Below are 17,702 nucleotides of genomic sequence, written 5' to 3' on the forward strand. Positions count from 1 at the left end.
CTCTTAAATATCGATTCCAAAATTACAGATTATTCTCTTTTACACCAATTTTCTTCCAATAAAAAAGAGCACTCTGTAACAACTCGCCGGCATTCGGTTTCGACCTACCTACTCCGGTATCACCATCTTCGGCTACTCCTCCCCGGGGAGACGACTCCGGCAAAAGAATTTGCAAATTGAACGGATTGCTTTCTCCTTTGGGTACTCCTATTTTAAAAATAGACCGGGAACGTACGGCCAAATATAATAAAGGTAAGGATTTAGAAATCGACACATCGATCAACACATCTCCATCGTTATTGTCAAAATTTCTCAGGAAAGCCCGAGTCGGTCTTTTTAACAACCAACAAGTCTGCAAAACAAGTATCGGACTGCATCCGGGAACCTCTACCGATACCTTGTCTTTGCGATGTGTATCTATAACCAACGTGACATCAATACCCGCCCGAACCATCTCCTGAATACCGGGAAGAAGAGATTGAACATCTTTGCCCTGAGCCATCAATACCAAACGCTTAGCCCCTCCGAAAGGACAAAACCCATCGCTCTGTCTTCTTTTTAGCTGACGCTTGATCGCCCATTTAGTAATAAACGAAAATAACATGGATTATCTATTTATTGAATCATCTCCAAAAACTCTTCTTCGGATAAAATCCGAACTCCTAATTTTCGCGCCTTTTCAAGTTTAGCCGGGCCCATATTCTCGCCTGCCAGAATATATGTCGTTTTACCCGATACGGAACCCGTATTTATACCTCCGTGCTGTTCGATAAGAGCTTTATATTCATCACGGGAATGATGGGTAAACGTGCCACTGATAACGATTGTCGCACCGGATAACTTGTCGGTTCTCTCCGAAAGTCGCTCTTCGGTAATTTGCATCTGCACTCCATATTGTCTCAACCGTTCTACAAAACGGAGATTATCCTCATCAGAGAAATAAGCTACGACACTTTGAGCGATACGCACCCCTATGTCTCCTATCCGAATCAAGTCCTCGGCAGTCGCCTCGATAATACGGTCTATCGAATGAAGTGCCAACGCCAACTTCTTGGCGACCGTTTCGCCCACGTAACGAATGCCCAATGCGAATAATACCCTCTCGAACGGAACGGAACAAGACTGTTTCACCGCATCGACGATATTTTGTGCCGATCGCTCTCCCATACGTTCCAAACCGGCTATCACATCGGGCTGTAAAGTATACAAGTCCGAAGCGTCTCTCACCAAGCCCAAACTATAAAACTGACCTATCGTTTCACTTCCGAGACCTTCGATATTCATTGCCTTGCGACTGATAAAGTGCTCTATCCGCCCTTTAATCTGCGGAGGACAACCTTTTTCGTTCGGGCAAAACCATGCAGCCTCTCCCTCGATACGTTTCAGCGGAGTCCTACACTCAGGTTCCGGACACTCTTTAATAAAACGTACTTTTTCTCCTATCAGTAAACGAGCGGAGGTATCTACCGCTGTAATTTTAGGAATAATTTCGCCTCCTTTCTCCACAAAAACCATATCTCCGATGTGCAAATCGAGAGCATTTATGATATCTTCATTGTGCAAAGTCGCCCTCTTGACAATAGTACCCGACAACAATACCGGATCGAGATTGGCGACAGGAGTGACGGTTCCGGTACGTCCCACTTGGTAAGACACAGAATTCAATCGCGTAAGGGCTTTTTCTGCTTGGAACTTATAGGCTATCGCCCAACGTGGAGATTTTGCCGTATATCCCAAATTCTTCTGTTGCCGCAATGAATTTACTTTAAATACCATTCCATCGGTAGCGACGGGAAGATTCTTCCGCTCCATGTCCCAATAATTGATATACTCTTTCACCTCTTCTACGGAGTGAAGTTTGCGAACGGCATCCGAAACTTTAAATCCCCACGACCGAGCATATTGTAAATTTTCATAATGCGTATCGGCCGGTAAATTTTCGCCCAACAGATAATACAGATAAGCATCGAGTCCCCGCGCCGCTACTACAGCCGAGTTTTGTGATTTCAACGTTCCCGCCGCCGCATTGCGAGGATTGGCAAACAAAGGCTCCTCCTGTTCCTCTCGCTCCTTATTCAAAGCATCGAAAACAGCCCAAGGCATCAATATTTCACCTCTTATCTCAAACGAGTCGGGATAGTCGTTGCCTCGCAACTGCAAAGGAATACTGCGGATTGTTTTCACATTCTCGGTAACGTCATCGCCCCGCGTACCGTCTCCACGCGTAACTGCCCGCACCAATCTGCCTCCTTCATAAATCAACGATATGGAAGTTCCGTCATATTTCAGTTCACCCACCAATTCAAAATCCTCTCCCATTAATCCCGAACGAACTCGTTCGTAAAATGCCGATACTTCTTCTATCGAATAGGTATTGCTCAACGACAACATCGGGTAACGATGTTCCACTTGGGAAAAAGATCGATTTATATCGTTCCCGACACGCTGCGTCGGTGAATTGGGATCGAAATACTGTGGAAAAGTCTCTTCCAACCCTTGCAACTCATACATCATTTCATCGAATGTACGATCATCGATCGTGGGAGCGTTCAACACATAATAATTATAATTATGCTCATCGAGTTCCCGACGTAAACGCTCTATCTTTTCTTGGGGAGATTCCATAGGGACATTAGGTTTTGTTTTTGGGCAAATATAGTGAAAGTTGAGTGCAGAGACAAGAGGAAATCATATTTCCAACTTGGCTATGCCGAAACGAATCCTACTACAAATATAGTGAAAGGCAAGCGCAGAGGCAAGTATTCGAAAATACTTCCGCTCGGTAAGACGAAATTAAAACAATCTTTATTTTGCTCGGCTCTCGCTTATTTGTATCTTTGCATTAGAATGCAAAAGAGGGAAAATGTTACAGTCGAAATCATTGTGTGGAGTTACTTTACAGTATAACATCGAAGGAGACGGTTATCCGGTTATCCTCATGCACGGCTGGGGGTGCAACCACACGACCGTGCAGTCGATAGAACGACTGCTATCACCTCATTTCAAGGTATACAATCTCGACTTTCCCGGATTCGGCGGAAGTAGCACTCCGCCCTCGATATGGGGCGTGGAAGAATATACGCAAATGCTCGAAGCGTTCATAAAAGACGAAAATATAGAAGCCCCAATTCTTATCGGGCACTCTTTCGGGGGACGGGTATCTATCTTATACGCCTCACGAAACAAAACCCATAAAGTTATTTTGGTTGATGCTGCCGGGATTAAACCCAAACGCCCATTAAAATACTACCTGAAAGTCTACTCGTTCAAACTGTGGAAAAAAGTCTTACCACTTGTAATAGGGAAAAAACAAGCCGAAAAAACGATCGAGAATTATCGCCGCAAATCGGGTTCGGCAGACTATAACGCGTTGACAGGTATCATGCGTAATATAATAGTAAAAGTTGTCAACGAAGACCTTAAAGCGGTTTTGCCGAAAATCCAGTGTCCCGTTCTTCTTCTATGGGGAAAAAACGACACCGCCACCCCATTGCGAGATGCCCGCATCATGGAGAAACTGATTCCCGATGCCGGGCTGGTAGCATTCGACGATGCCGGGCATTACAGCTTCCTCGACAAGCCCTACGAATTTAACACCGTCTTACAAAACTTTTTACAAGACGACATAAAAAGAAAATCATGAACGAAATACTCACTCTCGTCACATTCCTTGCACTGCTCTTTTATACAGGAATAGAGATGAAATTCCAGTTGCAAATGTTGCAACAAAATTCCTACCGAAACGACCGATACAACCGTTGGTTAAAAGGAGAGTCTTTCGCCACCGTATCCCGTTTGACCGATTTGTTTCTATTGCTGCTGTTGTCAACCAACTTCCTGCCGACATTCGTACAAATCGTCACGATTACAGTGGTCTTGGCAAAAAGCGTAAAAGGTTTACAAACCAAATATAAAAAACCTTTGGTTTTCACCAAACGAGCTACCCGCTTATACATCGCCGCATTGTCGCTCTCGCTTCTTGTCGCAGGTCTCGCAGCCGGCTTAACGACTCTTTCCAACGGTAGCAGAGCCTTATTGGCGATAGCTATCTTAGCCCCCTATTTCATGATGGCTGCCAACATCATCATGCAACCTGTCGAGAAGCGAATCAACCGAAAATATTACGACGAAGCGAAACAAATTCTCTCCCAAATGCAAGACTTAACTGTCATAGGCATTACCGGGAGCTATGGAAAAACCAGTACCAAGCACTACCTTTACCGCATACTTTGCGAGCGATACAACGTGTTAATGACTCCCGGCAGTTTTAATACGCCTATGGGGGTAATCCGCACCATACGGGAACAAATGAAGCCCTACCACAACATTTTCATCTGTGAAATGGGGGCTAAACAGATCGGTGATATCAAAGAAATATGCGATCTCGTCGCACCTCAAATAGGCATTATCACCGCCGTGGGTGAACAGCATCTCGAATCGTTCAAAACGATCGGGAATGTACAACGTACCAAATTCGAGCTGGTCGACGCTTTGCCCAGTTCGGGATTGGCCGTTATCAACAACGACTTCCCCTATATAGCCAATCGGCCGGTCGAAAACGTCCCCGTGAAACGCTATACGATAGCCGATACCGGTGCAGACTACCATATCGAGGATATTCGCTACGATACAGATGCCACCCGCTTTACTGTGGTAGGCGGTGGAGAACGCATAGAACTGAGCACGAAACTCATCGGCGAGTGCAACCTCTCCAACCTCATGGCGGCAGTTATCACGGCTCGCCATCTGCAAGTGCCTGTTCCCTCGATACAATATGGAGTGAGCCGAATCGAACAGGTGGAACATCGCTTGAACATGAAGCGGACACCGGGCGGAATCTCCATTATCGACGATGCCTTCAACTCCAATCCCGATGGCGCTCGCATGGCTCTCGACGTACTCCGGCGCATGACACAGGGGAAACGCATCATCATCACACCGGGTATGATCGAGTTGGGTGAAAAACAAGTTGAGTATAACTACCTTTTGGGCAAGCAGATAGCCGAAGTATGCGATTACGTCATGGTAGTGGGCAGATACAATCGAGAGGCTATTCTGAAAGGATTGCAAGAAAAGAATTATCCGGAAGACAAAGTTTTCGTTGCCGACACTTTTGCCGACGCACAAGCCCGGCTCGCACAAATCGCACAACCGGGCGACACCGTCCTTTATGAAAACGACCTGCCCGATACGTTCAAATAAATTTCGATTATTATCACAAACCAGATATACAGTTTATCACAAAAAATTATGAAAACTACCGTAGGTGTTTTTTTCGGAGGTCGCTCCACCGAGCACGAAATCTCCGTTATCTCGGCTCTCCAAGCCATCAATGCTTTTAATAAAGAGAAATACGAAATCATACCCATATACATCACCAAACAAGGACGTTGGTTCAGCGGCGATGCCCTGCTCGAAGTAAAAAACTATCGCGACATGGCTGCCCTGCAAAACATGTGCGCCGAGGTTTACATGATTCCCGAATACGGCGACTACAACCTCTACCGCAAGAAAAGAGCCCTTTTCGGGAACAATATATGGGCAAAACTCGACGTAGTCATTCCCGTACTGCACGGCAGTAACGGCGAGGACGGCATATTCGAGGGCATACTCGAATCCATCGGTATACCCTATGCCGGTTGCAACACACTCTCCTCGGCCAACGGCATGGACAAAATAACCATGAAGATGATTATGGAAAAGAGCGGTATCCCCATCGTCGATTACGTATGGTTCACCGACAAACAATGGTTCGCCCAACGCGATAAGCTCATCGAGGAAATCGAGACCCGATTGGGATATCCCGTCATCGTGAAACCGGCCAATTTAGGATCGAGCGTAGGTATATCGCATGCCGATAATCGTGAAGAACTCATCGCCAAAGTAGATGTCGCCGAAAAATACTCTACCCGTATCGTTATCGAAGATATGGTCGAAGAACTGAAAGAAATCAACTGCTCGGTATTGGGCGACTGCGACGATTACCGTACCTCGGTATGCGAGGAGCCTATCAAAAGCGGCGATATTCTCACTTACGAAGACAAATACATGGGTGGAGGCAAATCCAACAAAGGCATGCAAGCCACACAAAAACGTATTCCCGCCGACCTCTCTCCCGAAGATACCGCACGGGTACAATTCCTTGCCGGCGAAACGTTTCGGGTGTTGTCTTGCCACGGGGTCGCCCGTGTCGATTTCATGATCGACGGTAAAAGCGGCGACATCTATGTCAACGAAATCAACACCATTCCCGGTTCCCTCTCGTTCTACCTATGGGAAGCCTCCGGCATACGCTTCGACCAGCTTATGGACAAATTAGTAGACCTCGCCTTGAAACGCAAACGCGAGTCTTCCATGAAGACCGTCAGCTACGACCAAAACATTTTCAACCTCGGCAAAGGGCTGAAAGGTGGGAAAATGGGCGCAAAACAACCATAAAGAGACAGCCACAAAGCTAACTGATATACAAGTAATTGATTATTCTCTCTTGCCACGTCCCGTAGTATTACGAGGTTCTGTGTAAGCGGTATAGAGAAAAACAGCGAAGAAATAGAAAAGCTGAAAAAGATAATATGTTTACTTGAAGAGTTTACCTCCTCGCCCTATGGGCACTTCCTCCCTATATTTCTTCGGAAACACCCCGTAAGGCTACGGGACACGGCAGGGGAAATGGGCTAAATACGCTTCGAACATTTTTTAACTCCTCCCCTGTGTGGCATTAGCCATAGGGGAGGTGGCACGTAGTGACGGAGGTATTGAAAACGACATCTCACCTACCGGTTTATATCGGACATATCCTTTCTCTCCTGCCGTGTCCCGTAGCATTCGGGGAGCTGTGTTAGCGATATAGAGGGGGTAAATAATCCATTTACAACCTCGGAAAGAGACAAAAGCCACTATCCCCATAAAACAAAAGCGGCGAACCTCCCGACCCGCCACTTCTTCTATAAAAAACAAATTGATCATTCCATAAGTTTGCGATAACGCACCCGGTGTGGTTCCACATCGCCCATACGCTTTTTCTTATTTTCCTCGTATTCCGAATAAGAACCTTCGAAATAGAACACTTTCGAATCGCCTTCGAAAGCAAGTATATGGGTACAGATACGGTCGAGAAACCAGCGGTCGTGCGAGATGACTACGGCACAACCGGCAAAATTTTCAAGACCTTCTTCCAATGCCCGCAAAGTGTTTACATCGATGTCGTTGGTAGGTTCGTCGAGCAAGAGTACATTACCCTCCTCTTTCAAAGCCATAGCCAAATGCAGACGATTACGTTCTCCACCGGAAAGCACCCCGATGAGTTTCTCCTGATCGGCTCCCGTAAAATTGAAGCGGGAGAGGTAGGCACGAGCGTTCATATCCCGACCACCCATGCGGAACGTTTCGAGTCCACCCGAAACGACTTGATAGACTGTCTTGGCAGGGTCTATATCTTTGTGGGTCTGGTCCACATAAGCGATCTTCACGGTCTCGCCCACTTCGAAAGTTCCTTTGTCGCAAGCCTCCTGTCCCATAATCAGTTTGAACAGCGTGGTTTTTCCGGCTCCATTCGGTCCTATCACACCCACGATGCCATTGGGAGGCAATACGAAATCGAGATTATCGAAAAGCAATTTGTCACCGAAAGCCTTAGCGACTCCGTGAGCCTCGATAACCTTGTTACCGAGACGAGGCCCGTTGGGAATAAAGATTTCGAGTTTTTCCTCTCGTTCCTTTTGGTCTTCATTCAATAGCTTATCGTACGAGTTCAAGCGAGCTTTACCTTTCGACTGTCGGGCTTTGGGAGCCATACGAACCCATTCCAACTCCCGTTCGAGAGTCTTACGCCGCTTGCTCGCCTGTTTCTCCTCCATCTCCATACGTTTGGTCTTCTGTTCCAGCCACGAGGTATAATTTCCCTGCCAGGGAATACCTTCGCCCCGATCGAGTTCGAGAATCCACCCGGCCACGTGGTCGAGGAAATAACGGTCGTGGGTAATGGCAATAACCGTACCGGGATATTGCTGCAAATGCTGTTCCAACCAATCGATCGACTCGGCATCGAGGTGGTTGGTAGGTTCGTCGAGTAACAAAATATCAGGCTGTTGCAACAGCAGACGGCACAATGCCACCCGACGACGCTCTCCTCCCGAAAGGAATTTTACGAGTTGATCCTCAGGCGGACAGCGAAGCGCATCCATCGCCCGTTCCAATTTGTTGTCTATGTTCCACGCATCGGAGGCATCAATGTGGTCTTGCAATTCGGCTTGACGAGCGATCAAAGCCTCCATCTTGTCCGGGTCTTCGAGTACGTCGGGATCACCGAACGACTCGTTTACCTTTTCATATTCTGCCAGTAAGTCGAGAATAGGTTGCACCCCTTCTTGTACGATCTCTTTTACTGTTTTTTCAGGGTCGAGTTTGGGCTCTTGTTCGAGATACCCCACCGAATACCCCGGCGAGAATACCACTTCGCCCTGATACGATTTCTCCACTCCGGCAATAATCTTCAACAACGTAGACTTACCCGAACCGTTGAGACCGATAATACCAATTTTCGCCCCGTAAAAAAACGAGAGATAAATATCTTTGAGCACTTGTTTATGCGGAGGGAACATCTTGCTCACCCCCACCATCGAGAATATGATTTTTTTATCGTCTGCCATATAAAAAAGATAGAATTAAAGAGTAAAACTTATTTTTTCAAGGGAGTCGCTTTCACGCGATAATCGCAGCGTACTTTCCCTTTAATGATATTGGTCAACTTCGATTTTATCAATTGCTTGCGAATGGGAGAAATTCGATCGATAAAGACCTTCCCTTCCAAATGGTCGTATTCGTGTTGAACCACTCGTGCGAGATATCCCTCGATAACCTCGTCGTGAGGTTGAAAATTCTCATCGAGCCATTTCAATCGGATTTTCTCGATACGGGGAACCGGTTCGTGAATACCGGGCAGACTGAGACAGCCCTCCTCTCGGGTCTCCTTCGACCCGTCCTCCAATACTTCGAGAACCGGATTTATCAAGGTCAGCTTCACATCGGCACATTCGGGGAAATACTCGGCCATAGGATTTACGTCGATAACGATCAATCGGATAGAAAGTCCTATCTGCGGAGCTGCCAACCCGATACCTTCGGTAGCATACATCGTCTCATACATATTTTCAATCAGCTCTTTCAGCTGAGGGTAAGAAGCATCGATCTCTTCGGTCTCCTTACGAATTACGGGATGCCCGTAAAGATAAACAGGTAGTACCATATCTTATTGTTTTTTACTTTCCAAATAATCCCTCAGAATTATCGTCGCGCTTATCTCATCGACCAGCTCCTTATTTCGCCGAGCCATTTTAGACAAGCCACCGTCGATCATCGCCCGATGAGCCAAAACCGAAGTGAACCGCTCGTCAAAAAACTCTATCGGCACATTGGGAAAAAGTTTTCTGAACCGATTGACAAAAGGGGTTATATAGCGCATACTCTCGGACGGCTGGTTATTCATCTGCCGTGGCAGCCCCACGACGACCCGTTCGACCGACTCTCGCTGCATATACTGCGTGAGAAAATCGATCAACTGCGACGATGCCACGGTTGTCAATCCGTTTGCTATAATTTGCAACGGATCAGTCACCGCTATGCCCGTACGCTTTTTTCCGTAATCTATTGAAAGAATCCTTGCCATATTAGAGTACAAAGATACGTATAAGCGGGAGCAGAGCAAAACAAAGCTCGTTTTAATTTTATTCGGCCGAGCGGAAGTATCTTCGAGTTTCAACTCAAAGATAGCAAAAGGTGAGTGCAGAGGTCAAATAAATTTGGCGATGCACTCACTTATGCGTATATTTGAACCATATTTTATTCCACACCACCAATAACAAAAAAATAAGGATTCGTTACGGCTTCTTACGAGTGAATGTGCATTGAACCGATCATATTAACATAACACATGATAAGATGAACAAATTTTCTGTCATTTTCAAATTATCCTTCATCAACACTATCTTTTTTTATCTACCCGTTCTCGCAAACAATTCTCCCGTAGATTACGTAAATACTCTCGTAGGGACCCAATCGAAATTCGAACTATCCACCGGAAATACCTATCCAGCTATTGCAATGCCGTGGGGTATGAACTTCTGGACTCCGCAAACCGGAGATATGGGCGACGGTTGGACATATACATACAATGCCGACAAAATAAAAGGGTTCAAACAGACCCACCAACCCAGTCCCTGGATGAACGATTACGGGCAATTCGCCCTTATGCCGGTAACCGGAGGAGTCGTGTTCGAACAGAACCAACGTGCCAGTTGGTTTTCCCACAAAGCCGAGATAGCTAAACCTTACTATTATAAAGTATATTTGGCCGACCATGATGTCACCACAGAAATGACGGTAACGGAACGAGCCTCTTTATTCCGTTTCACATTTCCCGAGGAGCAAAATTCGTATGTTATCGTCGACGCTTTCGACAAGGGCTCTTATATAAAAATCATACCCGAAGAGAATAAAATCATCGGATATTCCACCCGGAATTCGGGGGGTGTTCCCGAAAATTTCAAGAACTATTTTATCATTGCTTTCGACAAACCGTTTCAATTCACTGCCGTGGCCCTCGATAATGCCATCAAGACCAATCAAACCGAAATCGAAGGGAACCATGCAGGCGGTATTATCGGTTTCTCCACACACAAAGGAGAACAAATACACGCACGAGTAGCCTCGTCTTTCATCAGTTTCGAGCAGGCGGAATTGAATTTGCAGGAACTCGGCGATGGAGATTTCAACCGTTTAACAAAAGAAGGAAAGAACCGTTGGAACGAAATATTATCCAAAATTGAAATTGAAGACAACGACATTGACAATTTGCGTACGTTTTATTCCTGTTTATACCGGTCGGTTCTTTTTCCACGAGCATTTTACGAAATAAATGCCGAAGGTGAAACCATTCATTACAGCCCTTACAATGGACAAATATTACCCGGTTACCTATTTACCGACACCGGATTCTGGGATACCTTCCGCTCTCTATTCCCGCTGTTAAATCTAATATATCCCTCGATGAACGAAAAAATGCAAGAGGGATTAGTCAACGCTTACAAAGAAAGTGGATTTTTACCCGAATGGGCCAGCCCGGGACATCGGGATTGTATGGTTGGAAACAACTCGGCCTCGGTTGTCGCCGATGCCTATATCAAAGGCTTGCAAGGCTATGACATAGAACTGTTATGGGAGGCTTTGAAACACGGAGCGAACAGCCACTTGAAAGGCACGGCATCGGGAAGAGTCGCTTTCGAAGCGTACAACCGGTTGGGATATGTACCCAACAATATCGGTGTGGGGCAAAACGTCGCTCGCACATTGGAATATGCCTATAACGACTGGTGCATTTATACCCTCGGTAAGAAATTGGGAAAACCCGATAGCGAAATAGAGATTTATAAACAGCGAAGCCTAAACTATAAAAATGTATACAACCCGTCGGAAAAACTCATGGTCGGAAAAGACGATCGGGGAAAATTCAATCCTCGTTTCAGTGCCACGGATTGGAGCGGCGATTTTTGCGAAGGGAACAGTTGGCATTGGAGTTTTTGCGTGTTCCACGACCCGCAAGGACTCATAGACTTGATGGGGGGCAACGAAGCATTCAACCACATGATGGACTCGGTTTTCGTCATACCCAGCTACTTAGGAATCAAAAGCCGGGGAGTCATACATGAAATGAGGGAAATGCAAGTAATGAACATGGGGCAATATGCCCACGGCAATCAGCCCATACAACACATGGTATATCTGTATAACTACTCGGGGGAACCGTGGAAAGCGCAACATCGGGTGAGGGATATCATGGAAAAACTCTATTCCGCCACTCCCGATGGATATTGTGGTGACGAAGACAACGGACAAACCTCGGCTTGGTACATATTCTCGGCTCTCGGATTCTATCCTGTCTGTCCCGGAACAGACCAATATATTATCGGGACTCCGTTATTCAAGGAAGCGAAGCTACATCTGGAAAACGGGAAGTGCCTGACCATCGAAGCCAAAAACAATAGCGCAACAAACAAATATATTCGTTCGATAAAACTCAACGGAAAGAACCACACACTCAATTATTTCAAGCACAACGTCTTGGTAGAAGGCGGGAAAATACAATTCCTCATGGACAACGAACCCAATTTGAAACGAGGCTCAACCAAAGAAGCTGCGCCTTATTCTTTCTCTTTGGCAAATGAATAAAATGTAGTACTTTTGGAAATACAAATCAATATCATATATGAACTGTAAGAATAGCATAGGTATCCTATCCGTAATAATCATACTGTTATGTGGTTGTCAACCCGATAAAAAAACTACATTTACCGCAGCCTCCTATAACCTGAGAAACGCAAACAGCGCCGATTCGTTACAAGGAGACGGTTGGGGGAATAGATGCCCCATCATAGCTGGATTGGTACAGTTTCATGAATTCGATATTTTTGGGACACAAGAAGGGCTCAGGCATCAATTAGACTCTTTGAAAACGAGTCTCCCGAAATATGATTACATAGGCGTGGGGCGTAATGATGGAAAAAAGGAAGGCGAACATGCAGCCATTTTTTACCGAATCGATAAATTCGAATTGTTGGAACACGGAGACTTTTGGCTATCGGAGACTCCCGAAAAACCGAGCGTCGGCTGGGATGCGGTTTTACCGAGAATCTGCACTTGGGGACATTTCAAATACAAAGATACCGGATTTGAATTTCTCTTTTTCAATCTCCACATGGACCATATAGGGAAACAAGCCCGGGTAGAAAGCGCTTTGCTCGTACAACAAAAAATGAAAGAAATAGGCGAAAATCTACCGGCTATACTCACCGGAGATTTCAATGTAGACCAGACTCATCGCTCCTACCTCGCTTTAACAGAAAGTGGAATACTCTGCGACGCATTCGAAGTAGCCGACTTGCGTTATGCGACCAACGGCACATTCAACGGTTTCGACTCTGACAACTACACCGAAAGCCGAATCGACCATGTGTTTGTAACGCCTACATTCCATATTCTGAAATACGGCGTTCTCACCGACAGCTATCGTCGTATGAAAGAAGGCAATCAAAAAGCCTCGGTAAAAGATTGTCCCGAAGAAATCTCAATCAGAAGTTACGAATCTCGCATACCGTCCGACCATTTCCCTGTAATGGTCAAGTTGGAAGTATGTGATAAAAACTAAAACGATATACGTCGATTTCCCAATTATAACTGATACACATTTTTATTTATTAACCATACATACAGTATATTTTTTTATGAAATCTATTGCAAAAGTAAGTTGCTTATGTCTGGCTCTCGGATATGGATTCTCCTATACCCATGCCGCCACAGCTCGTGTAGCGACAGCACAGCAAGACAACACCCGGGTACAATACACAAGCAACCGTCCGCAAGAACGCTTGTTCGTATCCAACGCCGTAGAAGAACAAATCAAACGAGTAAAATCCTTATTGACAAATGCCCGGCTGGCTTGGATGTTTGAGAACTGTTTCCCGAACACACTCGATACGACCGTACATTTCGATGGGGACGACGATACTTTCGTATATACCGGTGATATACACGCCATGTGGTTGCGCGACTCAGGAGCTCAAGTATGGCCCTACGTGCAATTGGCTAACCAAGACCCTCGATTAAAGAAAATGTTGGCAGGGGTCATCAACCGCCAATTCAAATGTATCAATATCGATCCATACGCAAACGCATTTAACATGGGTCCTACCGGAGGGGAATGGATGTCCGACATGACAGATATGAAACCCGAACTGCACGAGCGCAAATGGGAAATAGACTCGCTGTGTTATCCCATTAGGTTAGCCTATCAATATTGGAAAGTTACCGGTGATACCAGTGTATTTGGTGAAGAATGGATACAAGCCATTACGAATGTACTGCGAACTTTCAAAGAACAGCAACGGAAAGAAGGCAATGGCCCCTACAAATTCCAACGTAAAACAGAGAGAGCTCTCGATACAATGACTAATAATGGATTAGGGAATCCGGTAAAACCCGTCGGACTGATAATCTCTGCGTTCCGTCCCTCCGACGATGCCACGACATTCCAATTTCTCGTTCCTTCAAATTTCTTTGCCGTAACTTCATTGAGAAAATCTGCTGAAATCCTGCGGAAGGTAAATCACAACGAGAAACTGGCGAAAGAATGTTCCGATCTGGCCCAAGAGGTAGAAACCGCCCTGCAAAAGTATGCGGTTTATAATCACCCGAAATACGGTAAAATATATGCCTTCGAAGTCGATGGATTCGGGAACCAACTGCTGATGGACGATGCCAATGTTCCCAGCCTGCTGGCAATGCCCTATTTGGGTGATGTGGACATAAACGATCCTATTTATCAAAACACCCGCAAATTCGTATGGAGCGAAGATAACCCCTATTTCTTCAAAGGCAGTGCCGGCGAAGGCATAGGAGGCCCCCACATCGGTTATGATATGGTATGGCCTATGAGTATTATGATGAAGGCATTTACCAGTCAAAACGATCAAGAAATAAAAGAATGCATAGAAATGTTGATGAAAACGGATGCCGGAACAGGATTTATGCACGAATCGTTCCATAAAAACGATCCTAAAAATTTCACTCGGGCTTGGTTCGCTTGGCAAAATACACTTTTCGGCGAATTAATTCTGAAACTGGTAAATGAAGGGAAAGTAGACTTATTGAATAGCATCGATATTCAATAAAAATAAAACGCAAAAGAAATAAAAATGCCCCTGTAATACAGGGGCATTTTTATTTCTTTTCTTTAAAACAGCAGCCAAAATATTAAAATAGCATAAAATAAGAATGATTTTTTCAGAAAACATGTTGTAAAACATATAAAAGCAGTATATTTGCACTGTGTTTTTCATGGTATTAGATTTAAGGTTAAGAAGATTGGTTGTCGGGAGACAATCAATTTTTTTTATTTTTACTCTCATAGTAAAATCATCGATATAATCAAAAGATGCCCCGACGACCGTAACAAGCAATCATTTCCATCTTATTTATCGAAGAGTAATATATACCGGAGCCCCTGTCAGGCGTGGCTCTATAACTCCATTCGACACCTCTACAATATCGGTCCGACCATATAAATCGGTTGTGACCAATCGGGGAGAAACATCTCCCACCGCTATCTTTATTGAATGAGGCACTATCTTATCGGGACTTTCCATCACTCCCGGAGCCGTCCAAGCAACCAACTTTTCATTGCCGTTCTTGTCGATAAAACGGAGTACGAAATCCCTCTTGTTCTCTGTCTTCATTCGGCAATCCAACTTGTATCCGCTTAACTCTTTCACAAAGGTTTTACAAGCATTATAGGCGGGAGTCATATTTCCTGCACGGTATAAAGCAAATCCCTCTTTTCCACCCCATTCATACCAAATGGTTACAGGCAACCCCTCTAATAAATCAACAAGGTATTGCCGAATCACGTGCCACGCTTGATATTCATACGCAAGAGAAGGATCGCCCCCTGCATATCCCTCGGCCTTTCCCAAAGGGAAACCCCGCTCCGAATTTATCCAAAGACGTCCGGTATCTCCACCGGCTTTCTTCATTAAATTGCGAGTATGAAAATACGCCTCCATGTAATCCTCCGGGGCTTTCACGCCATAAGGATGCACCGACCATATATCCCAATGGATATCCAACATACCATCTGCAAAACAATAGGACATCCATTTATAAGACTCAGACCACATGTTCGAAACCGAACCCGCCAAAATCACACAATCGGGATTGGCCTTTTTCATGGCCGGCACGGCAGCCCGTACCAAATCTGTATATTCCCGGGCATACTGAGGGGAGTTGCCGACTTTCCCATGACGACCCCAAAATGTCATCGTATTCGGTTCGTTCCATATTTCCCATATAATATTTCGCCCTTTATAGTGTTTTACCAACTCAGCTGCAAAATCAGCATAAGCCGAACGAGCCGGTTCGTCTTTCACATGCCCGTACAGTTTATTACTAAAAGCCATACAGCCAATAATTTTCAAACCTCTCTTCTCACAATCGTTTACAAAACGATCATACTGACTAAAATCATAAACACCTTTTTCTCGTTCGATAGATTCCCAAATAAAACCTCGTCTTACCCACTTCATACCTAATTCCTGTACACGATCTAAATCTTCCGGGCCATCGGTATCGCCTTTCAACTGAACTCCCATATTATAAGGAATTGTTCCATCGGGAATAATCTTCGACAAAGCAAAAGAAGGGAAAACCGAAAACGATAACAAGCCTAAAAAAGCTAAATTCTTCAAGAGTTTCACATTCATAACTAAACCAATTTTCATGATATTACTATATACATAAAGACGATAAAAGAAAAAATCTTTACCCACCTCAAACCAAAATATTTAGAGACGGTCTCTATTTTTTATTCATAGATAGCCTACCGCCATCATACCGGGAAAGATACAGAGTTTTTAAATTTATCCCCGACAAAACAAAAAAAGCCTGTAAGAATTCTTACAGGCTTTGTGCGGACGACGGGACTCGAACCCACACGTCGCAAGACACTAGATCCTAAGTCTAGCGCGGCTACCAATTACGCCACGTCCGCAAACGACGGTGCAAATATACGAGAAGTTTACAAACTATACAATTATTAAGACACAAAGTTTATCGGGTGAAAAACAAATCTTTCATCAAGAGCCTGTTATGTAAGAGATTGCCCGATCGAGTATGGTATCGTGACCTTTCGATGCCTGTTCGGAATCCATATCCATCTTAAAACCCTCGGTCGGCTCAACACCGAACTCTGTATGTTGCCGTTCTATATCATATATCGGGGAAGCCGAAAACCGAATGCTCCAACCGTTAGGAAGTTCCGACGAAAAAGGCAATCCACTACCGCCCCCCGTACAATCGCCTATGACAATAACATTTGGCAGAGCTTTCATCACCGATACAAAATTATTCCCCGCACTAAATGTACCTCGATTGGCCAATACAACGACCGGCTTTTGATAACGAATCCGGCTCGACGGAGAATATTCTATTGGATAAAGCTCAGAGAAGTCCTGATGCCCGAATCCCGTTTTATGGGAAATATAACCGACGACCGTCTTTCGGTTAATAAACCGAGACACCAAAGTCTCGACATTCGACAAAGACCCGCCGCCATTGCTGCGCACATCGATAATCAATCCCGTAGAAGTCGATAAATAGGCCAATATCTGGTCGAGGTTACCATCGCCTATGGTACTAGAAAAACTGCCGTAGTACATATATCCTACATTTTGAGGCAATATCTTATATTTTATACCACTGGTATACCGATAGTCGAAATTAAGATAATACTCATCTATTATACGTTCGTCGTAATTCGTGGGAGAACCATACAACCAATCCCAATACCGCGAGGTATCATGTGCGGCGATAAGATTCACATGGCCGTCTTTCAACTCCATGAGCATATCGTTACAGACACTGAACAACTCCTCCGATGTCATTCTCGATGTCAGCTTCTTCCGATATTTGGTTCGTATTTGCGTCCAATCTATATTCTTATACTCAAAAAAACAGTATCGTTCATCGAGAATAGTCCACAAAGCATCGAAATTACCATAAGGATCATCTTCGAACACTTCCACTTTATGGCAAGACGGAAACATGAAAACCGATAAAATCGAAACCAACAGTCCTATTTTTGAAAACCTATGTATCAT

The 17,702-nt window shown here is 44.9% G+C and carries 14 protein-coding genes and 1 tRNA gene; 6 read left to right on the plus strand and 9 right to left on the minus strand.

What is annotated here, in order from left to right:
- Positions 1–22: 22 nt before the first annotated feature.
- Both NBH06_RS02005 and ligA read right to left on the minus strand, forming a co-directional pair.
- Entirely contained in the window at positions 23–604 is a 582-nt protein-coding gene (locus tag NBH06_RS02005; protein ID WP_046412224.1) for a DUF6913 domain-containing protein, read from the minus strand.
- A gap of 11 nt (positions 605–615) precedes the next feature.
- On the minus strand, positions 616–2,625 hold the full coding sequence (ligA, locus tag NBH06_RS02010) for an NAD-dependent DNA ligase LigA (protein WP_250792532.1): 2,010 nt from the start codon (positions 2,623–2,625) through the stop codon (positions 616–618).
- Between the two features lie 238 nt (positions 2,626–2,863).
- Here ligA and NBH06_RS02015 point away from each other — a divergent pair, with 238 nt between their 5' ends.
- From NBH06_RS02015 to NBH06_RS02025, 3 genes are read left to right on the plus strand one after another with little or no spacing between them, the layout of a single operon-like run.
- Positions 2,864–3,643: an alpha/beta fold hydrolase gene (locus NBH06_RS02015; protein WP_021891018.1), complete on the plus strand. Its 780-nt coding sequence runs from the start codon at positions 2,864–2,866 to the stop codon at positions 3,641–3,643.
- The gene (locus tag NBH06_RS02020) at positions 3,640–5,202 is read left to right on the plus strand and encodes a UDP-N-acetylmuramoyl-tripeptide--D-alanyl-D-alanine ligase (RefSeq protein ID WP_250792534.1); all 1,563 of its coding nucleotides are present in this window, start codon (positions 3,640–3,642) and stop codon (positions 5,200–5,202) included. The genes NBH06_RS02015 and NBH06_RS02020 overlap by 4 nt, the downstream gene beginning before the upstream one ends.
- 48 nt (positions 5,203–5,250) lie before the next feature.
- Positions 5,251–6,438, plus strand: coding sequence for a D-alanine--D-alanine ligase family protein (locus NBH06_RS02025; RefSeq protein WP_008861073.1), 1,188 nt, complete (start codon positions 5,251–5,253; stop codon positions 6,436–6,438).
- Positions 6,439–6,696: 258 nt separating this feature from the next.
- Here the strand turns inward: NBH06_RS02025 and NBH06_RS02030 are convergent, their stop codons facing one another.
- Genes NBH06_RS02030 through ruvX form a run of 4 tightly spaced genes read right to left on the minus strand, consistent with a single transcriptional unit; the run spans position 6,697 to position 9,664 of the window.
- Positions 6,697–6,966, minus strand: a complete 270-nt coding sequence (locus NBH06_RS02030; RefSeq protein ID WP_215664386.1) for a hypothetical protein — start codon at positions 6,964–6,966, stop codon at positions 6,697–6,699.
- A complete protein-coding gene (gene ettA / locus NBH06_RS02035; protein ID WP_040295831.1) occupies positions 6,963–8,648 on the minus strand; it encodes an energy-dependent translational throttle protein EttA in 1,686 nt (561 codons plus the stop codon). Before ettA ends, NBH06_RS02030 begins: the two co-directional genes overlap by 4 nt.
- Before the next feature lie 29 nt (positions 8,649–8,677).
- Positions 8,678–9,244 carry a peptide deformylase gene (def, locus tag NBH06_RS02040; RefSeq protein ID WP_021891014.1) on the minus strand — a complete coding sequence of 189 codons (567 nt, stop codon included), beginning with the start codon at positions 9,242–9,244 and terminating at the stop codon, positions 8,678–8,680.
- Between the two features lie 3 nt (positions 9,245–9,247).
- Positions 9,248–9,664, minus strand: coding sequence for a Holliday junction resolvase RuvX (ruvX, locus tag NBH06_RS02045; protein ID WP_250792536.1), 417 nt, complete (start codon positions 9,662–9,664; stop codon positions 9,248–9,250).
- Positions 9,665–9,936: 272 nt separating this feature from the next.
- On the opposite strand from ruvX, the gene NBH06_RS02050 reads away from it, so the two are divergent.
- From NBH06_RS02050 to NBH06_RS02060, 3 genes are all read left to right on the plus strand, one after another.
- Positions 9,937–12,222, plus strand: a complete 2,286-nt coding sequence (locus NBH06_RS02050; RefSeq protein ID WP_250792538.1) for a GH92 family glycosyl hydrolase — start codon at positions 9,937–9,939, stop codon at positions 12,220–12,222.
- A gap of 37 nt (positions 12,223–12,259) precedes the next feature.
- On the plus strand, positions 12,260–13,198 hold the full coding sequence (locus NBH06_RS02055) for an endonuclease/exonuclease/phosphatase family protein (RefSeq protein WP_250792540.1): 939 nt from the start codon (positions 12,260–12,262) through the stop codon (positions 13,196–13,198).
- Positions 13,199–13,274: 76 nt separating this feature from the next.
- Positions 13,275–14,720, plus strand: coding sequence for a glycoside hydrolase family 125 protein (locus NBH06_RS02060; protein ID WP_046411988.1), 1,446 nt, complete (start codon positions 13,275–13,277; stop codon positions 14,718–14,720).
- Between the two features lie 303 nt (positions 14,721–15,023).
- Here the strand turns inward: NBH06_RS02060 and NBH06_RS02065 are convergent, their stop codons facing one another.
- From NBH06_RS02065 to NBH06_RS02075, 3 genes are all read right to left on the minus strand, one after another.
- Complete coding sequence (locus tag NBH06_RS02065; protein ID WP_250792542.1) at positions 15,024–16,307, minus strand: cellulase family glycosylhydrolase; 1,284 nt, start codon at positions 16,305–16,307, stop codon at positions 15,024–15,026.
- A gap of 205 nt (positions 16,308–16,512) precedes the next feature.
- Positions 16,513–16,594, minus strand: a tRNA-Leu gene (locus NBH06_RS02070).
- Between the two features lie 85 nt (positions 16,595–16,679).
- Positions 16,680–17,702, minus strand: a complete 1,023-nt coding sequence (locus tag NBH06_RS02075) for a S41 family peptidase (protein WP_195492309.1) — start codon at positions 17,700–17,702, stop codon at positions 16,680–16,682.

Origin of the sequence: Barnesiella sp. B2-R-119 (assembly GCF_023656675.1) — a bacterium.
GTDB classification, from domain to species: Bacteria; Bacteroidota; Bacteroidia; order Bacteroidales; family Barnesiellaceae; genus Barnesiella; species Barnesiella intestinihominis.